The organism is Stenotrophomonas sp. RS-48, from assembly GCF_030053245.1.
In the GTDB taxonomy this organism is placed as follows: Bacteria; Pseudomonadota; Gammaproteobacteria; order Xanthomonadales; family Xanthomonadaceae; genus Stenotrophomonas; species Stenotrophomonas maltophilia_P.
Genome location: NZ_JASGBV010000014.1, coordinates 1 through 14753, shown reverse-complemented (window position 1 = coordinate 14753; position 14753 = coordinate 1). Strand labels below are relative to the sequence as shown.

The 14753-nt window shown below is 67.5% G+C and carries 14 protein-coding genes; 8 read left to right on the top strand and 6 right to left on the bottom strand.

The features are described 5' to 3' along the window. Positions 1-41 precede the first annotated feature (41 nt). Positions 42-1211 (bottom strand): lytic polysaccharide monooxygenase, encoded by a 1170-nt coding sequence (locus QMZ25_RS03290; RefSeq protein ID WP_283219121.1) that lies wholly within the window; start codon positions 1209-1211, stop codon positions 42-44. A gap of 213 nt (positions 1212-1424) precedes the next feature. Further along, positions 1425-1925 (bottom strand): DUF1203 domain-containing protein, encoded by a 501-nt coding sequence (locus tag QMZ25_RS03285; protein WP_111187199.1) that lies wholly within the window; start codon positions 1923-1925, stop codon positions 1425-1427. Between the two features lie 211 nt (positions 1926-2136). On the opposite strand from QMZ25_RS03285, the gene QMZ25_RS03280 reads away from it, so the two are divergent. From QMZ25_RS03280 to QMZ25_RS03270, 3 genes are read left to right on the top strand one after another with little or no spacing between them, the layout of a single operon-like run. Then, positions 2137-3663, top strand: coding sequence for an alpha/beta fold hydrolase (locus QMZ25_RS03280; RefSeq protein WP_283219120.1), 1527 nt, complete (start codon positions 2137-2139; stop codon positions 3661-3663). Beyond that, positions 3660-4406: an ATP-binding cassette domain-containing protein gene (locus QMZ25_RS03275; protein ID WP_065174298.1), complete on the top strand. Its 747-nt coding sequence runs from the start codon at positions 3660-3662 to the stop codon at positions 4404-4406. Before QMZ25_RS03280 ends, QMZ25_RS03275 begins: the two co-directional genes overlap by 4 nt. Continuing rightward, complete coding sequence (locus QMZ25_RS03270) at positions 4403-5587, top strand: ABC transporter permease (RefSeq protein WP_283219119.1); 1185 nt, start codon at positions 4403-4405, stop codon at positions 5585-5587. Before QMZ25_RS03275 ends, QMZ25_RS03270 begins: the two co-directional genes overlap by 4 nt. Before the next feature lie 72 nt (positions 5588-5659). Here the strand turns inward: QMZ25_RS03270 and QMZ25_RS03265 are convergent, their stop codons facing one another. Together QMZ25_RS03265 and QMZ25_RS03260 are read right to left on the bottom strand one after the other, a co-directional pair. Then, on the bottom strand, positions 5660-6088 hold the full coding sequence (locus QMZ25_RS03265; RefSeq protein WP_283219118.1) for a hypothetical protein: 429 nt from the start codon (positions 6086-6088) through the stop codon (positions 5660-5662). 67 nt (positions 6089-6155) lie between these two features. Then, complete coding sequence (locus QMZ25_RS03260) at positions 6156-6941, bottom strand: helix-turn-helix transcriptional regulator (protein ID WP_180876502.1); 786 nt, start codon at positions 6939-6941, stop codon at positions 6156-6158. 77 nt (positions 6942-7018) lie between these two features. Here QMZ25_RS03260 and QMZ25_RS03255 point away from each other — a divergent pair, with 77 nt between their 5' ends. Further along, on the top strand, positions 7019-7273 hold the full coding sequence (locus tag QMZ25_RS03255) for a hypothetical protein (protein ID WP_197571746.1): 255 nt from the start codon (positions 7019-7021) through the stop codon (positions 7271-7273). A gap of 59 nt (positions 7274-7332) precedes the next feature. On the opposite strand, the gene QMZ25_RS03250 is transcribed toward QMZ25_RS03255, so the two are convergent. Then, positions 7333-8331 carry a TonB family protein gene (locus tag QMZ25_RS03250; RefSeq protein ID WP_283219117.1) on the bottom strand — a complete coding sequence of 333 codons (999 nt, stop codon included), beginning with the start codon at positions 8329-8331 and terminating at the stop codon, positions 7333-7335. 201 nt (positions 8332-8532) lie between these two features. After that, positions 8533-9138 (bottom strand): TIGR00645 family protein, encoded by a 606-nt coding sequence (locus QMZ25_RS03245; protein WP_053519577.1) that lies wholly within the window; start codon positions 9136-9138, stop codon positions 8533-8535. Positions 9139-9247: 109 nt separating this feature from the next. Here QMZ25_RS03245 and QMZ25_RS03240 point away from each other — a divergent pair, with 109 nt between their 5' ends. The 4 genes from QMZ25_RS03240 to QMZ25_RS03225 form a co-directional block, all read left to right on the top strand. Continuing rightward, positions 9248-9937: a glutathione binding-like protein gene (locus QMZ25_RS03240; RefSeq protein WP_283219116.1), complete on the top strand. Its 690-nt coding sequence runs from the start codon at positions 9248-9250 to the stop codon at positions 9935-9937. Positions 9938-10130: 193 nt separating this feature from the next. Further along, positions 10131-12359, top strand: a complete 2229-nt coding sequence (locus tag QMZ25_RS03235; protein ID WP_164150492.1) for a S9 family peptidase — start codon at positions 10131-10133, stop codon at positions 12357-12359. Between the two features lie 25 nt (positions 12360-12384). Beyond that, positions 12385-12903, top strand: coding sequence for a cytochrome c oxidase assembly factor Coa1 family protein (locus QMZ25_RS03230; protein WP_279942690.1), 519 nt, complete (start codon positions 12385-12387; stop codon positions 12901-12903). Positions 12904-12982: 79 nt separating this feature from the next. Beyond that, on the top strand, positions 12983-14753 hold a 1771-nt coding region (locus QMZ25_RS03225), incomplete at its 3' end, for a DUF885 domain-containing protein (RefSeq protein ID WP_283219115.1).

Sequence of the window (14753 nt, the reverse complement as noted above, 5' to 3'; positions counted from 1 at the left end):
GGAGAGGCGGCGCCAGCCACCTCCCGCAGACCGCGCCGGTCTCAGTACGGCACCCAGGCATCACGCCAGGCTGCGCCCACGCCCGGCCGGTACGCGTCGGCGTTGACGTTGCACCACGCGCCTTCAGGGAACGGGCGGCAGGCGTACAGCCGGCCATCGCTGCCCTTCACCACGGTCTGCCCGGGCACATAGCTGCCGATGCCTGCCGGGTACACGTAGTCGAAGTCGCCGCCCGGCGAAGGCGTGCCCGGATCGGGTACCCGGGTGTCCAGCTGGAAGCGGTTGCCTTCTTTCAGATAGACCCGGTTGCCGGTCGCCGACGCCGTCGGCGTGATCGTGCCGTTGGACAGTACGCCCACCCGAGCGTGCTGGCTGGCGCCATTGACCTTGCGGGCCAGCACCAGCGGCCACTGCGCGGCCGCCGTCTCGCCGCTGCCCAGTGTGGCCTCCACCCGCTCCACATCGTTGCCGCTGGCGTTGAACACGCGCAGCGCCAGGACGGTGCCGACCGGCAGATCGCCACGCGCGGTGAGCGGGCCGGCATCCTGCCACTGCGATGCCGGGGGAGTGCTCCCGCCCTCGAAACGCACATCCATGCAGGTGTAGAACGCTTCGGTCGAATCCGCGCGCTGCCACGTGTTGTAGATCACGTGCTGGCCCGTGCGCTGTGGCAGCGGGCACTGCAGCCTGTACGTGCCATCGGCGGACAGCGGGGTGTTGCCCAGTGTGCAGAACTCCTGCAGGTCCGCCCAGCGCAGAGGACTGCCCGGTGTCCAGCCTTCGCGGGTAACGAAGAATCGCCAGTCACGCGTGGCATGCGGTGCGGTGGCCTTGAACACGAAGGTGAACCTGCCGTTCGCATCGGGTTGGATCGGCGTGGTCTGCCAATCACTGCGGTTCAGATCCAGGCCGCGGAAGGTCGGGTTGTTGCCGCTGCACAGCGTGCCGTCGGGTACGACGGCCTGATGGTTGCCATTGGCGTTGGCCTGGTTGATGCCGTTCCAGTCGTAGAACGCCTGCGAGCCGGCGAGTGCTTTCGCGGCGGCGCAGGCCGGGTTGGTTGGATTCTCCGGATTGCCCTGGAAACAGGCGTAGACGCGACTGGCCGGCGTGGTCATGGTGCCGTGCGCGAATGCGCTGCTGGCCAGGCAGATCAGGCCGGCGGCTGCGAATGAGCTGGTCAGCACAACACGTGTGGATCGGAATGACATGGCGCATCCTTGTGGTCGTCGATGGGAACGGTGACCGCAGGCGTTGCGCTGCGCAGCGGACGGTCGGCGGCACCTCGGCGAGTATCGAGGTGCGCTGCATCGCGCGGTACCTTGGAAGTGCCGTTCCGTGACTGCCTGCGTGAAGCCTTTCCCACAGGCTTCACGCAGGCCTGAACGGATGCGCAGAAGGTCACGCGTCGTGCGTGGTGCCGATCACGCGACGCCGTGTGTCAGCGCGTCCTGATCCACCCGGTCCGCCTGGCACGAAAAACACCCGTAGCCTGCGTTGTGCAACTGCACGAAGGCCACCGCGGGATCGGCGAACAGCACATCGAGCTGTACCCCGACCTCGTTGCCGGGGCAGACCTGCCCGCTGATCATCAGTGCATCCTCGTCGTAGGCGCGCAGTGAGATCAGCCGTCGCTCGACGTAGGGCGGAACGACCCCGGCGGGCAGGACGCAGCGCGTAGCGCCGCGCTGCACGAAGATCGGACCGGACGCGCGATAGGGCGAGTGCGTGGCCAGGTGGGTATGGGGCAGCAGAAGCAGTTCGGCGCCACTTGGGGGGTCGGACAGGCTGACCCGGCACGGATGGCCGCCGCGATCCCCGGCCCAGCGTCGCAGGATGCCCTGCGCAGCCAGCGCGCGGTCGCTCTGTTCGAACAGGTGCTGGAAGGGGCGGTGATCGAGGCCGCTGAGGTACCACGCGTTCATGGGAATCTCCTGGGTTCGCCATGAGTCTGCGTGGCCGACGGCTGCGCTGCTCGCCATGATGCGACGCCGCATTCGATCCGGCCGACATGGGCCTGGCTTCCCAGTGACGATTGCCCATCGCCGCCAGCCTCCTGCCCGTGTAAGTTGGGTCACATCTTCCGCGGCAGCCCGTCGTGGTCGACAGGAACGTCTTCCAGGGGAAACGAGCACGATGCAAAGACACCACCTCGCACTGGCCGGCGCGCTGGCCAGCCTGCTGCTTGCCGGTTGCGGCGCAGCGCCTTCCGGCAGCGCCGATGCGGCGGCGGAAACGCCCGGCCGCCGCTACGGACAGATCGACTTCCAGCCCTGCACATTGACCACGATGGGCGCAAGCGCCAACGTCGAGGCACAGTGCGCCACCCTGCAGGTGGCCGAGGACAGGGCGCAGCCGCAAGGGCGGAAGATCAACCTCCGTATCGCCTGGCTGGAATCGGGCAACAGTGGCTCCGGCCAACCGGATCCGGTGTTCTTCCTCGCCGGCGGGCCCGGGCAGGCGGCCAGCGAGGTGGCGGTCATCGTCGATACCGCCCTGCGCCAGGTTCGCAAGCAACGCGACATCTTCCTGATCGACCAGCGCGGCACCGGTGGCTCCAACCCGCTCAGCTGCCTGGGCGCAGATGGCAAGGAACTGGCGTTCGACGAAGAGGCCCCCCCCAGCGAGGCGCTGCTGCGCGACTACGCCCAGCGCTGCGCAAGCTCTTTGCAGGGACGTGCCGATGCGCGGTTCTACACCACCCGCGACGCCGTTGCCGATCTGGATGCCGTGCGCCAGGCGCTGGGCGTGGATGCGCTGAACCTGGTGGGTGGTTCCTACGGAACCCGCGTGGCCCAGCGCTATGCCGCGGCCTATCCGCAGCACACCCGCAGCATCGTCATCGACGGCGTCGTTCCGAACGAGCTGGTGGTCGGGGGTGACTTCGCCAATACCTTCGAAGACGCGATCAATCTGCAGTCGGCCCAGTGCCGTAAGGACCCGGCGTGCAGCAAGCGCTTTCCGAGCGACACCAGCAGGCAGCTGCGCGGCGTGCTCGATACGCTGCGCGCCGCGCCGGTGACCGTTGACTACCGCGACCCCGGCACGAACGCGCCGCGGCGCGACGTGCTGACGCCGGACAGCGTGATGGGGCTGGCGTTCGCCTTCTCCTATGTTCCGCAGTACGCCTCGCTGTTGCCGCTGGTGCTGGACGAGGCTGCGCAGGGCCGCTACGCGCCGCTCGCCTCGCTGGCACGCGGTGCCAACCGCAGCATGGGTTTCCAGATCAACCGCGGCATGCAGTGGTCGGTGATCTGCAGCGAGGACGCTCCGCGCTACCACGCGCCAGCCGCCAATGCCGAGCGCCTGTTCGGCAACGAGGTGGCCAGCGCCTTCTTCGCGCCGTGTGCTGTCTGGCCGCACACCGCGGCCCCCGCCGCGGATGCCGCACCGCTGCGCAGTGAGGTGCCGGCGCTGCTGCTGTCCGGTGAACTGGACCCGGTCACGCCACCGCGCTACGCCGCACAGGTGCTCAAGGGGCTGCCGCAGGGGCGCGCACTGGTCGCGCGCGGCCAGGGCCACGGCACGCTTTCCGCCGGCTGCATGCCCCGCCTGCTGGGCCAGTTCATCGACAGCACCGATGCCAAGGCGCTGGATGCCAGCTGCCTGGATACGCTGAGCTACGTGCCGGCGTTCACCTCGTTCAACGGATGGGAACCATGATCGTCGCCGACAACCTGCACAAGGCCTTCGATACCCGCACCGGCCGCATCCAGGCAGTGGCCGATGTCGGCTTCCGCGCCGAGGACGGTCGCATCACCGGTCTGCTTGGCCCGAACGGTGCCGGCAAGACCACCACCATGCGCATGCTGTACACCCTGATGACGCCTGACCAGGGCAGCATCAGCGTCGATGGCATCGATGCCGCGCGCAATCCCGTGGAGGTGCGTCGCCACCTGGGCGTGCTGCCGGATGCGCGGGGCGTCTACAAGCGGTTGACCGCGCGCGAGAACATCGCCTATTTCGGCCGGCTGCACGGCCTGTCCGAAGCACGCATCCGCGAGCGCATCGACGTGCTGTCGCAGGCGCTGGACATGGGCGACATCCTCGACCGCCAGACCGATGGCTTCTCGCAGGGCCAGCGCACCAAGACCGCGATCGCGCGCGCACTCGTGCACGATCCGCGCAATGTGATTCTCGACGAGCCGACCAACGGCCTGGATGTGATGACCACCCGTGCACTGCGCCGGTTCCTGCTGGGACTTCGTGAGGAAGGGCGGTGCGTGATTCTGTCCAGCCACATCATGCAGGAGGTGGCTGCACTGTGCGACCACATCGTGATCATCGCCAAGGGCACGGTCATGGCTGCCGGCAGTGCCGATGAGCTGCGCGCGCAGTCCGGCGAAGCCAATCTGGAAGATGCGTTCGTGAAACTGATCGGCAGCGAAGAGGGCCTGCACGCATGAGCATGATGTCGACCCTGATGACGGTGATGCGCAAGGAGCTGCGTGATCTCTCCCGCGACCGCCGCACGCTGATGCTGACCCTGCTGTTCGGTCCGCTGCTGTACCCGGTGCTGCTGCTGGGCATGGGCAAGCTGGCCGAGAGCCGCGTGCGCACGCAGATCGAGCAACCGCTGCAGATTCCGACCATCGGCGCGGACAACGCACCGAACCTGGTCCGCTTCCTGGCCGCGCAGGGGCTCAACGCCAGTGCAGCACCCAAGGACCTGGCTGCGGCCATCCGCAACCAGGACATCGACGTCGCGCTGCGCATCAGCGATGACTTCGGCGAGGACTGGGCCGCGGGCAGGCCGGCGCTGGTGGAGGTGATCAAGGACAGCACCCGGCGTGCCGGCGAAGTGCCCAGCGCACGCCTGGAAGCGGCGCTGGCCACCTACAACGGTCAGGTGGGCGCACTGCGGCTGATGGCACGCGGCGTGGATGCCCAGGTCGCGCGTCCGCTGGACGTGGGCAGCCAGGATCTGGCCAGTGCCGAAGCGAAACGGGGCATGATCCTGTCGATGCTGCTGCCGGTGCTGTTGACCCTGACCTCGTTCATCGGCGGCGCCTATCTGGTGATGGACGCCACCGCTGGCGAACGCGAGCGGCAGTCACTCGAGCCCCTGCTGGCAACGCCCGGCTCTCGCAGCGCGATCGTCAGTGGCAAGATCGCCGCCGCCTGCGTGGTCGGCTTCGCGTCGCTGCTGTTGACCCTGGTGGCTTTCAAGGTCAGCGCGCAGATCGCCCCGGGCAACATCGGCCGCCAGTTCAACATGAATGTCGGGTCGATGCTGCAGATGCTGCTGGTGATGCTGCCGATGCTGCTGATCGGTACCTCGCTGCTGACCTTCCTGTCGGCGGCGGCCAAGAGCATGAAGGAAGCGCAGAGCCACATGACCTGGCTGATGCTGCTGCCGATGCTGCCCGGCTACGCGCTGGTCGCTTACCCGCTGAAGAGCGAGCTGTGGCAGTACGCAGTGCCGTTCCTGTCGCAGAACCAGATGCTGCTGAAGGTCATCCGCCACGAAGTGATCAGTCCCAGCGTCTGGGCGATCTATCTGGGCGCCAGTCTCGGTCTGGCCGCACTGCTGTGGTTTGCCGCCGTGCGCCGCTACCACAACGAACGCCTGGCGATTTCCGGCTGACCGCCAGTGGAAGCGCCGGGCCCTGCCCGGCGGATAGGGAACGAGGCCCGGTCATTCCGGGCCTCGCTGTTTTCAGGTTCGCCTTGCCTGCCAGGCGGCGAAGCGCCGGGCGATCACCGGGGCCAGTCGGTCAAAGTTCTCCCAGGTATCGGCGACGTGGTACAGATCCGGGACATCGGCTCCCAGGTGTTCCTCATAGTCTTCGAGATACTGGCTATCCTCGAGGTCGTAGTATGCGGCAGTGAACGTGTTGGCCTCATCACTGATCAGGTCATCGACGAATTTGCCATCGCTGTATTCCAGCAGGAACCGGCCGGGGGTCGTTCTGCGCTCCCGCAGTGCCTGCAGGTCCTCTTCTGAATCCTCGGCGAGCTCTTCATTTTCCATGCCCTGTAGCAGCAGCCATGCCAGGTACATGCCAATGTGAGTGGCTCCGGCCTCAGCCGGAAGATCTGCGGGGAAGTCACCGCCGGAATGCCAGCTGGCGTCGTCGTACTTCATCTGTGCCCATCCTGAAATCAGCATGCAGTCTGGGGCGCGAACGCAGGCAGAGGAAGTGCTGAATACGTCAGCCCTCTGCATACCGCGCAGGCGTCACCCCCATCTCGCGCTTGAACACGGCGATGAAGGCGCTGGGGGTGTCGTAGCCGAGCGACAGCGCCACGCTGATCACCGGTTCCCCGGCCAGCAGGCGCGGCAGGGCCAACAGGACGCGCAGGCGCTGGCGCCATTGGCTGAGTGTCATGCCGGTTTCGGCCCGCCAGTGGCGCGCAAGTGTGCGGCTGGACAGTCCCATGGCAAGGGACCAGGCCTCGACGCTGCGGGTGTCCTGTGGTGCACGCGCCAACGCCGCAGCGACGCGCCGCAGGCGCCGATCGCGTGGCTGCGGCAAGGCCAGCGGCAGCGGTGTGCTGGCGTCGATCTCATCGGCAATGACGCCGGCAAGACGCTCCTGCACCGCGTCGAGCGGTGCGGGCGCCCAGCGCAGCGCGCGATCCACGGCCGCCTGCAGCAGGGCGCCCGGTTGCACGATGCGTGGGCGTGCCGGGAGTCGCGTGCAGGTCGCTGCGTCGAGGTACAGGCTCCAGCCATTGAACGGGCCGATGCTGGCCAGCGCATGCGGCAGTCCGGGAGGAACCCACGCCATATGGCCGGCTGGCAGCAGCCAGTGCAGGTCGCCTGCCTCGATCCGCAGCAGGCCCTGTCGCGCCCCCAGCAGCTGCCCGCGGGCGTGCTGGTGCCGGGCGGTCCGGCGTGGACGGTCCAGGGCCAGTTGCGCGGTCAGCAGCACCGGCCCTCGGGCGGTGTCGACCAGGGGCGGGTCAATCAGGGCGGGGGATGTCTGATATGCCATATCAACTGGCAGTTATACGGCAGATCCGGCAGACAGGAGCGTCCACACTGCACTCCACCCGCCGAAAGGAGTTCCTCATGCAGCCTCAAGACATCCTCCCTGACCATCAGAACGACGTGGTGGCCAACGGCGTCACCGTGCGCAAGGGCAGCGTGGGCGCTTTCCTTGCCAGCGTCCGCGACTGGCAGGATCCCGCCGGCAGCCCTGCGTCCCGGGCAGCGGCGGAAGCCGACCTGCGCGCGCTGCTGCCGGGTCTGCATGCGTTGGGCCTGTTCCGCATCCTGAGGGCACGCGATCCGGCCCTGCAGCACCTGATCGACGGCGGGCGCTGATACGAACAAGGCCCGGACAGACCGGGCCTTGTCGTGATCGTTGGCGGGGATGTCCCGGCTCAGCCGCCCGGCGCGAACACCAGAGTGCGGCGGGTGGTGACCGGAGCGCTGACCGGCTCGAAACGCCAGCGCTTCACGGCGTTCATGGCTTCGCGGTCGAAGATGCGCGCGGGCGTCGCACGCAGCACGCGGGCGTTCACCACCGAGCCGTCGGTACCCACGGTGATCTCCACCAGTACCTCGCCGGACGTGCCAGCGCGCAGGGCGTCGGCCGGATAGCGGGGGGCCGGCGTACTGACCGGACGCAGGCTGGGCGCGGCGGCAGGTGCCTGGCGTGCGGCATTGGCCTGCTGCGCAGCGGCCTGTTGCTGCTTCTGCTCCGCTTCACGCCGTGCGGCGGCCTGGCGCTCGGCTTCCTCGCGCTCGCTGTCACGGCGGGCGGCATCCTGCTGTGCGGCGATCTGCCTGGCCGCATCGGCTTCCTTGGCACGCTGCTCGGCCAGGCGCTGCTGCTCGGCCTGTTGCCGGGTACGGTCCTCGGCGTCCTTCTTGGCCCGCTCCGCTTCCGACTCGGTGCGCTTGGCCGCGTTCTCCACACCCTTGGCCAGGCCGTCCTTCAGGCGTGGCAGGGCCGGTGCGGAGGCATCCACCTTCTCGATCAGGGCGACCAGGCGCTGCGCCTCGGTGAAGTCCTCGCGGCCCAGATGCTGCTCGGCCGCGATCAGGGTGTAGGGCAGCAGGTCGGTCAGCGCACTTTTCACCGCGGCATCGTCCGGCGTCTTGTCGCGCAGGGCCAGGTAGTACTCGATGGCGTTGTCGCCGGCCGGGGCGTACATGCGGTTCTCGCGCAGCGCCTGGCTGGCCGACTCGCGCAGCTGCTCGGTGCCCATCGACTGCACCTTGGCGGCCACTACCGGTGTCGCCGGCGCCGCAGCGGCAGGCGATCCTGCCGGGGCAGGGGCAGGCGTTTCTTCCTTGCCCGAGCAGGCGGCCAGGGTCAGTACCAGGGCAACCGGCAGCCACCGGCGCGCGGCGGTGATCGTTGTGACGTGCGACATCCTGCTCCCCTCTAAGAAGACGACGTTACGTAAATCATTGATATGCATGGCCGGGACCGTGGGTCCGAGCACGGCAGGGTGGCGTTTCCCGACGCCACCGCCGGCAACGGCGAGGAAGCAATCTAGCATCCCCGCCAGCGCTGCGTACAAGGGCGGCAGCGACGACCGGCGGTGGCGTCCGCGCCACCACCGGCCAGCGCCTCAATGCGCCTGTGCCTTGTCGTGGCTGTTGGACATCAGCTTGTCGGTCCAGGCGATGCCGATCGCCGAGAGGATGAACACGCAGTGGATGATGGTCTGCCAGAGCACGCCCTGCTCGGTGAAGGTCGAGCACCTGGCGGCACCGATGTTGGCAGCGGCGACGTTCATCAGTTCCGGCGCGCACAGCGGCAGGCCGCCCAGCGAACCGCTGGCGATGAAGGTCTTGAGCAGGTGGATCGAGGAAATGCCGATGATCGCCATCGCCAGCTTCACCTTCAGGACGCTGGCATTGACGTGGCTCAACCATTCCGGCTGGTCGGGATGGCCTTCCAGCCGCAGGCGCGAGACGAAGGTTTCATAACCGCCGACGATCACCATCACCAGCAGGTTGGAAATCATCACCACGTCGATCAGGCCCAGCACGATCAGCATGATCTGCTGTTCGCCCATCGAGGCCGAGTGGGAGATCAGGTGCCACAGTTCCTTGCCGAACAGGAACACGTAGACACCCTGGGCGACGATCAGGCCCAGGTACAACGGCAGCTGCAGCCAGCGCGAGGCGAAGATCAGCGAGGACAGCGGGGAGAGGGGGCGTTGGGGGGACATGCAGGACAGTGCGTTGCGGGGGAGGAGCGAGGTTACCGGCCCGCCATGACGGTGCCAAGCCAACTCCCGCACTAGACTTCAGGTTCCTTACCGCACCCGAGCCGCTGCCATGATCGATCTGTATTACTGGCCTACCCCGAACGGCCATAAAGTCACCCTGATGCTGGAGGAATGCGGGCTGGAGTACCGCATCCACCCGGTCAACATCGGATCGGGCGACCAGTTCAAGCCGGACTTCCTGGCGATCTCGCCCAACAACAAGATGCCGGCCATCGTCGATCATGCGCCGGCTGACGGCGGCGCGCCGCAGAGCGTGTTCGAATCCGGTGCGATCCTGCTGTACCTGGCCGAGAAGACCGGTCGCTTCCTGCCCACCGATGCGCGTGGCCGCATCGCCACGCTGGAATGGCTGTTCTGGCAGATGGCCGGGCTGGGCCCGATGAGCGGCCAGATGGGGCATTTCAATGTCTACGCACCGCAGAAGATTCCTTACGCCATCGAGCGCTACGACAGCGAGGTGCGGCGCCTGCATGGGGTGATGGACAAGCGGCTGGCCGGGCATGCCTTCCTGGCCGGCGAGGAGTACACCATCGCCGACATGGCCAGCTATCCGTGGGTCGGTGCCTACGACGCGCTGCCGGCAGATTTCGATGCCTTCCCGAACCTCAAGCGCTGGCATCAGGCCATCGCCGCGCGCCCGGCCACCCAGCGGGCGTATGCGCTGCGCCAGCAGGTCAATCCGAACGCCGGCAAGCCGCTCAGCGATGATGAGCGCAAGCATCTGTTCGGCCAGCGCTGAGGGTCCTGCGCAGGCCGCTGCGCTCGCCGGGCATGGCCCGGCGCTACCCGCCCGTCAACGGCCGATGTGCCGTGCCCGGTCCCTGCCATGGGCAGAAGGTCATGCTGCCTTCCAGCACGGGCTTGGTTAGGATGGGGGCTGATCGCCACCGCACATGCTGCGGTGGCGGACCTGCCGTTTGCCGGGATCCTCCATGCGCCACCTGTTCGCTTCGCTTGCCCTCATGCTCGCCACCAGTACTGCCGCCCACGCTGAAAAACTGACGCTGGAAGCCATCACCGGTCCATTGCCGCTGTCCGGGCCGACCCTGATGAAGCCCAAGGTCGCTCCGGACGGTTCGCAGGTCAGCTTCCTGCGCGGCAAGGACAGTGACCGCAACCAGCTGGATCTGTGGACCTACGACATCGCCAGCGGCCAGACCCGCCTGCTGGTCGACTCCAAGGTGGTGCTGCCGGGCACCGAGACCCTCAGCGACGAGGAGAAGGCCCGCCGCGAGCGCCAGCGCATCGCGGCGATGACCGGCATCGTCGATTACCAGTGGTCGCCGGACGCACAGCGCCTGTTGTTCCCGCTCGGCGGCGAGCTCTACCTGTACGACCTGAAGCAGCAGGGTCCGGCAGCAGTACGCCAGCTGACCCACGGCGAAGGCTTTGCCACCGACGCCAAGCTGTCGCCGAAAGGCGGCTTCGTCAGCTTCATCCGCGGCCGCAACCTGTGGGTGATCGATCTGGCCAATGGCAGCCAGCTGCAGCTGACCGGCGACGGCAGCGCCACCATCGGCAACGGTGTGGCCGAGTTCGTGGCCGACGAGGAAATGGACCGCCACACCGGCTACTGGTGGGCGCCGGATGATTCGGCCATCGCCTTCGCCCGCATCGACGAAGCACCGGTACCGGTACAGAAGCGCTACGAGGTCTATGCAGACCGCACCGATGTCATCGAACAGCGTTACCCGGCCGCCGGCGATGCCAATGTGCGCGTGCAGCTGGGCGTGATCGCGCCGGCCGCCGCGGCACAGCCGCGCTGGATCGACCTGGGCAAGGAACAGGACATCTACCTGGCGCGCGTGGATTGGCGTGATGCCCAGCACCTGACGTTCCAGCGCCAGTCGCGTGACCAGAGGCAGCTGGATCTGGTGGAAGTGGCATTGGACTCAAACCGTCAGCGCGTGCTTGCCCATGAAACCAGCCCCACCTGGGTGCCACTGCACAACAGCCTGCGCTTCCTGCAGGACGGCAGCATGCTGTGGTCGTCCGAGCGTACCGGCTTCCAGCATCTGTACCGCATCGACAGCACGGGCAAGGCCACCGCGCTGACCCACGGTGACTGGCCCGTGGATGAACTCCTGGCTGTGGATGAAGCGGCCGGCAAGGCCTATTTCCGCGCCGGCATCGAGACGTCGCGCGAGAGCCAGATCTACTCCGTCCCGCTGCAGGGCGGACAGGCGCCACAGCGGCTGTCCAAGGCGCCGGGCATGCACAGCGCCAGCTTCGCGCGCAACGCCAGTGTCTATGTCGACAGCTGGTCCAACAGCACCACACCGCCGCAGATCGAGCTGTACCGCGCCAACGGTGAGAAGATCGCGACGCTGGTGGACAATGATCTGGCCGATCCCAAGCATCCCTACGCGCGCTATCGCGATGCGCAGCGACCGGTCGAATTCGGCACCCTGACCGCTGCCGATGGCCGGACGCCGCTCAACTACAGCCTGATCAAGCCTGCCGGCTTCGATCCCTCCAAGCGCTATCCGGTGGCGGTGTACGTCTATGGCGGCCCGGCCAGCCAGACCGTCACCGACAGCTGGCCCGGACGTGGCGATCATCTGTTCAACCAGTACCTGGCGCAGCAGGGCTACGTGGTGTTCTCGCTCGACAACCGTGGCACCCCACGGCGTGGCCGTGAGTTCGGCGGCGCGCTCTATGGCAGGCAGGGCACGGTGGAGGTGACCGACCAGCTGCGCGGCGTGGCATGGCTGAAGCAGCAGCCCTGGGTCGACCCCGCGCGCATCGGCGTGCAGGGCTGGTCCAACGGCGGTTACATGACCCTGATGCTGCTGGCCAAGGCGTCCGACAGCTATGCCTGCGGCGTGGCCGGTGCACCGGTCACCGACTGGGGGCTGTACGACAGCCATTACACCGAACGCTACATGGATCTGCCGGCACGCAACGAGGCCGGTTATCGCGAAGCGCGCGTGCTGACCCACATCGACGGACTGCGCTCACCCCTGCTGCTGATCCACGGCATGGCCGATGACAACGTGCTGTTCACCAATTCGACCAGCCTGATGAGTGCGCTGCAGAAGCGCGGCCAGCCCTTCGAACTGATGACCTACCCGGGCGCCAAGCATGGCCTGTCCGGTGCCGATGCGCTGCACCGCTACCGTGTGGCGGAAGCGTTCCTGGGACGTTGCCTGAAACCCTGAGTCACAACCGGGAAGGAGCCCGCCGATGAACCACCTGCCACCCCCTGTTCCTGGCCATCCCGCCCATCCCCCCGGCTGGTGGCGCCGTCACTGGCGATGGGCGATGCCACTGACCGTGGTGGTGTTCCTGGGCGTACTGGGCGGTTCCGCGGCATGGAGTGTGATGCGCTGGGGCGAAGCCGCACGCGAGAGTCCGCCGATGCGTGAGGCGATGCGGCGCGCCGGATGCAGCATCGAGCTGGTGGAGGCCTTCGGCGAACCGCTGCGCGCCGGCTCGCTGCCATTGGGCAGCATGCAGACCGCGATCACCGGTGAGCGCGATGTGGGCCTGACCGTGTCGCTGGAAGGGACCCATGCGCATGGTCGCCTGTTCGTGCAGGGCATCCGCCGCGACGATGTCTGGGACTACCCGGTGATGTATGTGCTGGGTGCGGACAAACAGACCTTCGATCTGACCGCGCTGGACGATGAGGAGGCTGCGCAGGAGTGCGAACTGCAGGCCTGCCGCGAGCGCGGTGGCTGCCCGATGACGGCCGCGTTCTGACCGGCGCCATGACTTCCCACCGATTGTCGCCATCGCCATGAGCGCGTAGGGTGCGGGCAACCCTGTCCTGGAGTGCTTCATGAAGCCGATCGCGCTGGCCGTCGCCCTGGCCCTGACCGCTGCACCGCTGCTGTCCGCCCCCCCGGCCCTGGCCGCACCGGCCGCCAAGGCCACCACGCCTGCCAGCCCCGCCTGGGTCGCGCGCAGCAATGCGCTGGCGCAGATCCTGCTCGACGCGCAGGGACCGTTCCAGCCCGAGCAGACCGGCTTCTTCGGCGTGCCGGGCTATGACGACAAGGTGGCCGACCTCGGCCCGGACAATGGCGCGCGCTACCGCGCCGCGACAGCCAAGGCGCGCGACGAGCTGCAGACCCGGCTGGCTACGGAGAAGGATCCCAACGTCCGCCAGGACCTGCAGATCATGATCCACGCCGCCAACCAGAACATCGAGGGCAGCGAGCTCAACGACAAGTACCTGCTGCCGTGGACCGATGCGCCGCAGACGGTGTTCAGCGGCCTCAATCTTCTGCTGTCCGACCAGGTGCCGGCCGAGCGCCGGGCCAAGGCGCTTGATCGCCTCAAGGCGTACGCCGGGCTGACGCCGGGCGGCACCGCCTTCACCACGCTGGCGCGCCAGCGCTACGAAGAACGCCTGAAGGACAGCGCGCTGCTGCAGCCGACGAAGATCGAAGTGCAGCAGTCGCTGGACAACGTCGAGACCTACATCAGCGGCATCGAGTCGCTGCTGAAGAAGTACCAGATCAGCGGTGCCGATGAAGCGATGAGGGCCCTGGCGGGGCAGATGAAGGAGTACGCGGCCTGGACGCGCAAGGAGGTGCTGCCGAAGGCGCGTACCGACACGCGCCTGCCGGCGCCGCTCTACGCATACCAGCTCAAGCAGGTCGGCATCGACATCGACCCGAAGCTGCTGATGCAGCGTGCCCAGCTGGAGTTCATGGAAACCCGCTCGGCGATGCAGCAGCTGGCGCCGCTGGTGGTGAAGGAGAAGGGCCTGAAGGTCGCCGATCCCACCGATCCGGTCGCCGTGATCCGCGCACTGAAGGCCGACAAGATCGCCGACGACCAGCTCGAAGGCCACTATCGCAAGGTGATCGACGCCATCGATCCACTGATCCGCGAGCACGGCATTGTCGACGTGCCCAAGCGCGCCATGCAGATGCGCCTGGGTTCGGCTGCCGAGAGCGCCGCCAGCCCGGCACCGCATTTCCTGCCGGCACCGCTGGTGAACAACACCGGACAGCAGGGCACCTTCGTGCTGCCATTGGGCAACCCGGCGGCCGGTGCCGGCGCCCAGTACGACGACTTCAACTTCGGTGCGGCCACGTGGACCCTGAGCGCGCATGAGGGCCGTCCCGGCCATGAGCTGCAGTTCACCGCGATGGTCGAGCGGGGCGTCTCGCTGGCGCGCACCATGTTCGCGTTCAATTCGGTGAACGTGGAAGGCTGGGCGCTGTACGCCGAAGCGGAGATGGTGCCGTACGAGCCTCTGGACGGGCAGATGATCGCCCTGCAGTTCCGCCTGCTGCGCGCCGCGCGCGCGATGCTTGATCCGATGCTCAACCTCGGCCTGACCGACCGTGCAAACGGCCAACGGGTGCTGATCGAACAGGTCGGCCTGTCCAAGGCCATGGCCACCCAGGAGCTGGACCGCTACACCGTGCGCATGCCCGGTCAGGCGGGCAGCTACTTCTATGGCTACACCCGCATCCTGGAGCTGCGCATGCAGACCGAACTGGCACTGGGCGCGAAGTTCGACCGCCTGGCGTTCAACAACTTCCTGCTCGACCAGGGCCTGCTGCCGCCGGATCAGCTGGCCGACGCAGTGAACC

What these genes read in the sequence shown, in the direction of transcription:
- QMZ25_RS03290 (WP_283219121.1), bottom strand. Translation starts at nt 1,211, where the DNA reads ATGTCATTCCGATCCACACGTGTTGTGCTGACCAGCTCATTCGCAGCC.
- QMZ25_RS03285 (WP_111187199.1), bottom strand. Translation starts at nt 1,925, where the DNA reads ATGAACGCGTGGTACCTCAGCGGCCTCGATCACCGCCCCTTCCAGCAC.
- QMZ25_RS03280 (WP_283219120.1), top strand. Translation starts at nt 2,137, where the DNA reads ATGCAAAGACACCACCTCGCACTGGCCGGCGCGCTGGCCAGCCTGCTG.
- QMZ25_RS03275 (WP_065174298.1), top strand. Translation starts at nt 3,660, where the DNA reads ATGATCGTCGCCGACAACCTGCACAAGGCCTTCGATACCCGCACCGGC.
- QMZ25_RS03270 (WP_283219119.1), top strand. Translation starts at nt 4,403, where the DNA reads ATGAGCATGATGTCGACCCTGATGACGGTGATGCGCAAGGAGCTGCGT.
- QMZ25_RS03265 (WP_283219118.1), bottom strand. Translation starts at nt 6,088, where the DNA reads ATGAAGTACGACGACGCCAGCTGGCATTCCGGCGGTGACTTCCCCGCA.
- QMZ25_RS03260 (WP_180876502.1), bottom strand. Translation starts at nt 6,941, where the DNA reads ATGGCATATCAGACATCCCCCGCCCTGATTGACCCGCCCCTGGTCGAC.
- QMZ25_RS03255 (WP_197571746.1), top strand. Translation starts at nt 7,019, where the DNA reads ATGCAGCCTCAAGACATCCTCCCTGACCATCAGAACGACGTGGTGGCC.
- QMZ25_RS03250 (WP_283219117.1), bottom strand. Translation starts at nt 8,331, where the DNA reads ATGTCGCACGTCACAACGATCACCGCCGCGCGCCGGTGGCTGCCGGTT.
- QMZ25_RS03245 (WP_053519577.1), bottom strand. Translation starts at nt 9,138, where the DNA reads ATGTCCCCCCAACGCCCCCTCTCCCCGCTGTCCTCGCTGATCTTCGCC.
- QMZ25_RS03240 (WP_283219116.1), top strand. Translation starts at nt 9,248, where the DNA reads ATGATCGATCTGTATTACTGGCCTACCCCGAACGGCCATAAAGTCACC.
- QMZ25_RS03235 (WP_164150492.1), top strand. Translation starts at nt 10,131, where the DNA reads ATGCGCCACCTGTTCGCTTCGCTTGCCCTCATGCTCGCCACCAGTACT.
- QMZ25_RS03230 (WP_279942690.1), top strand. Translation starts at nt 12,385, where the DNA reads ATGAACCACCTGCCACCCCCTGTTCCTGGCCATCCCGCCCATCCCCCC.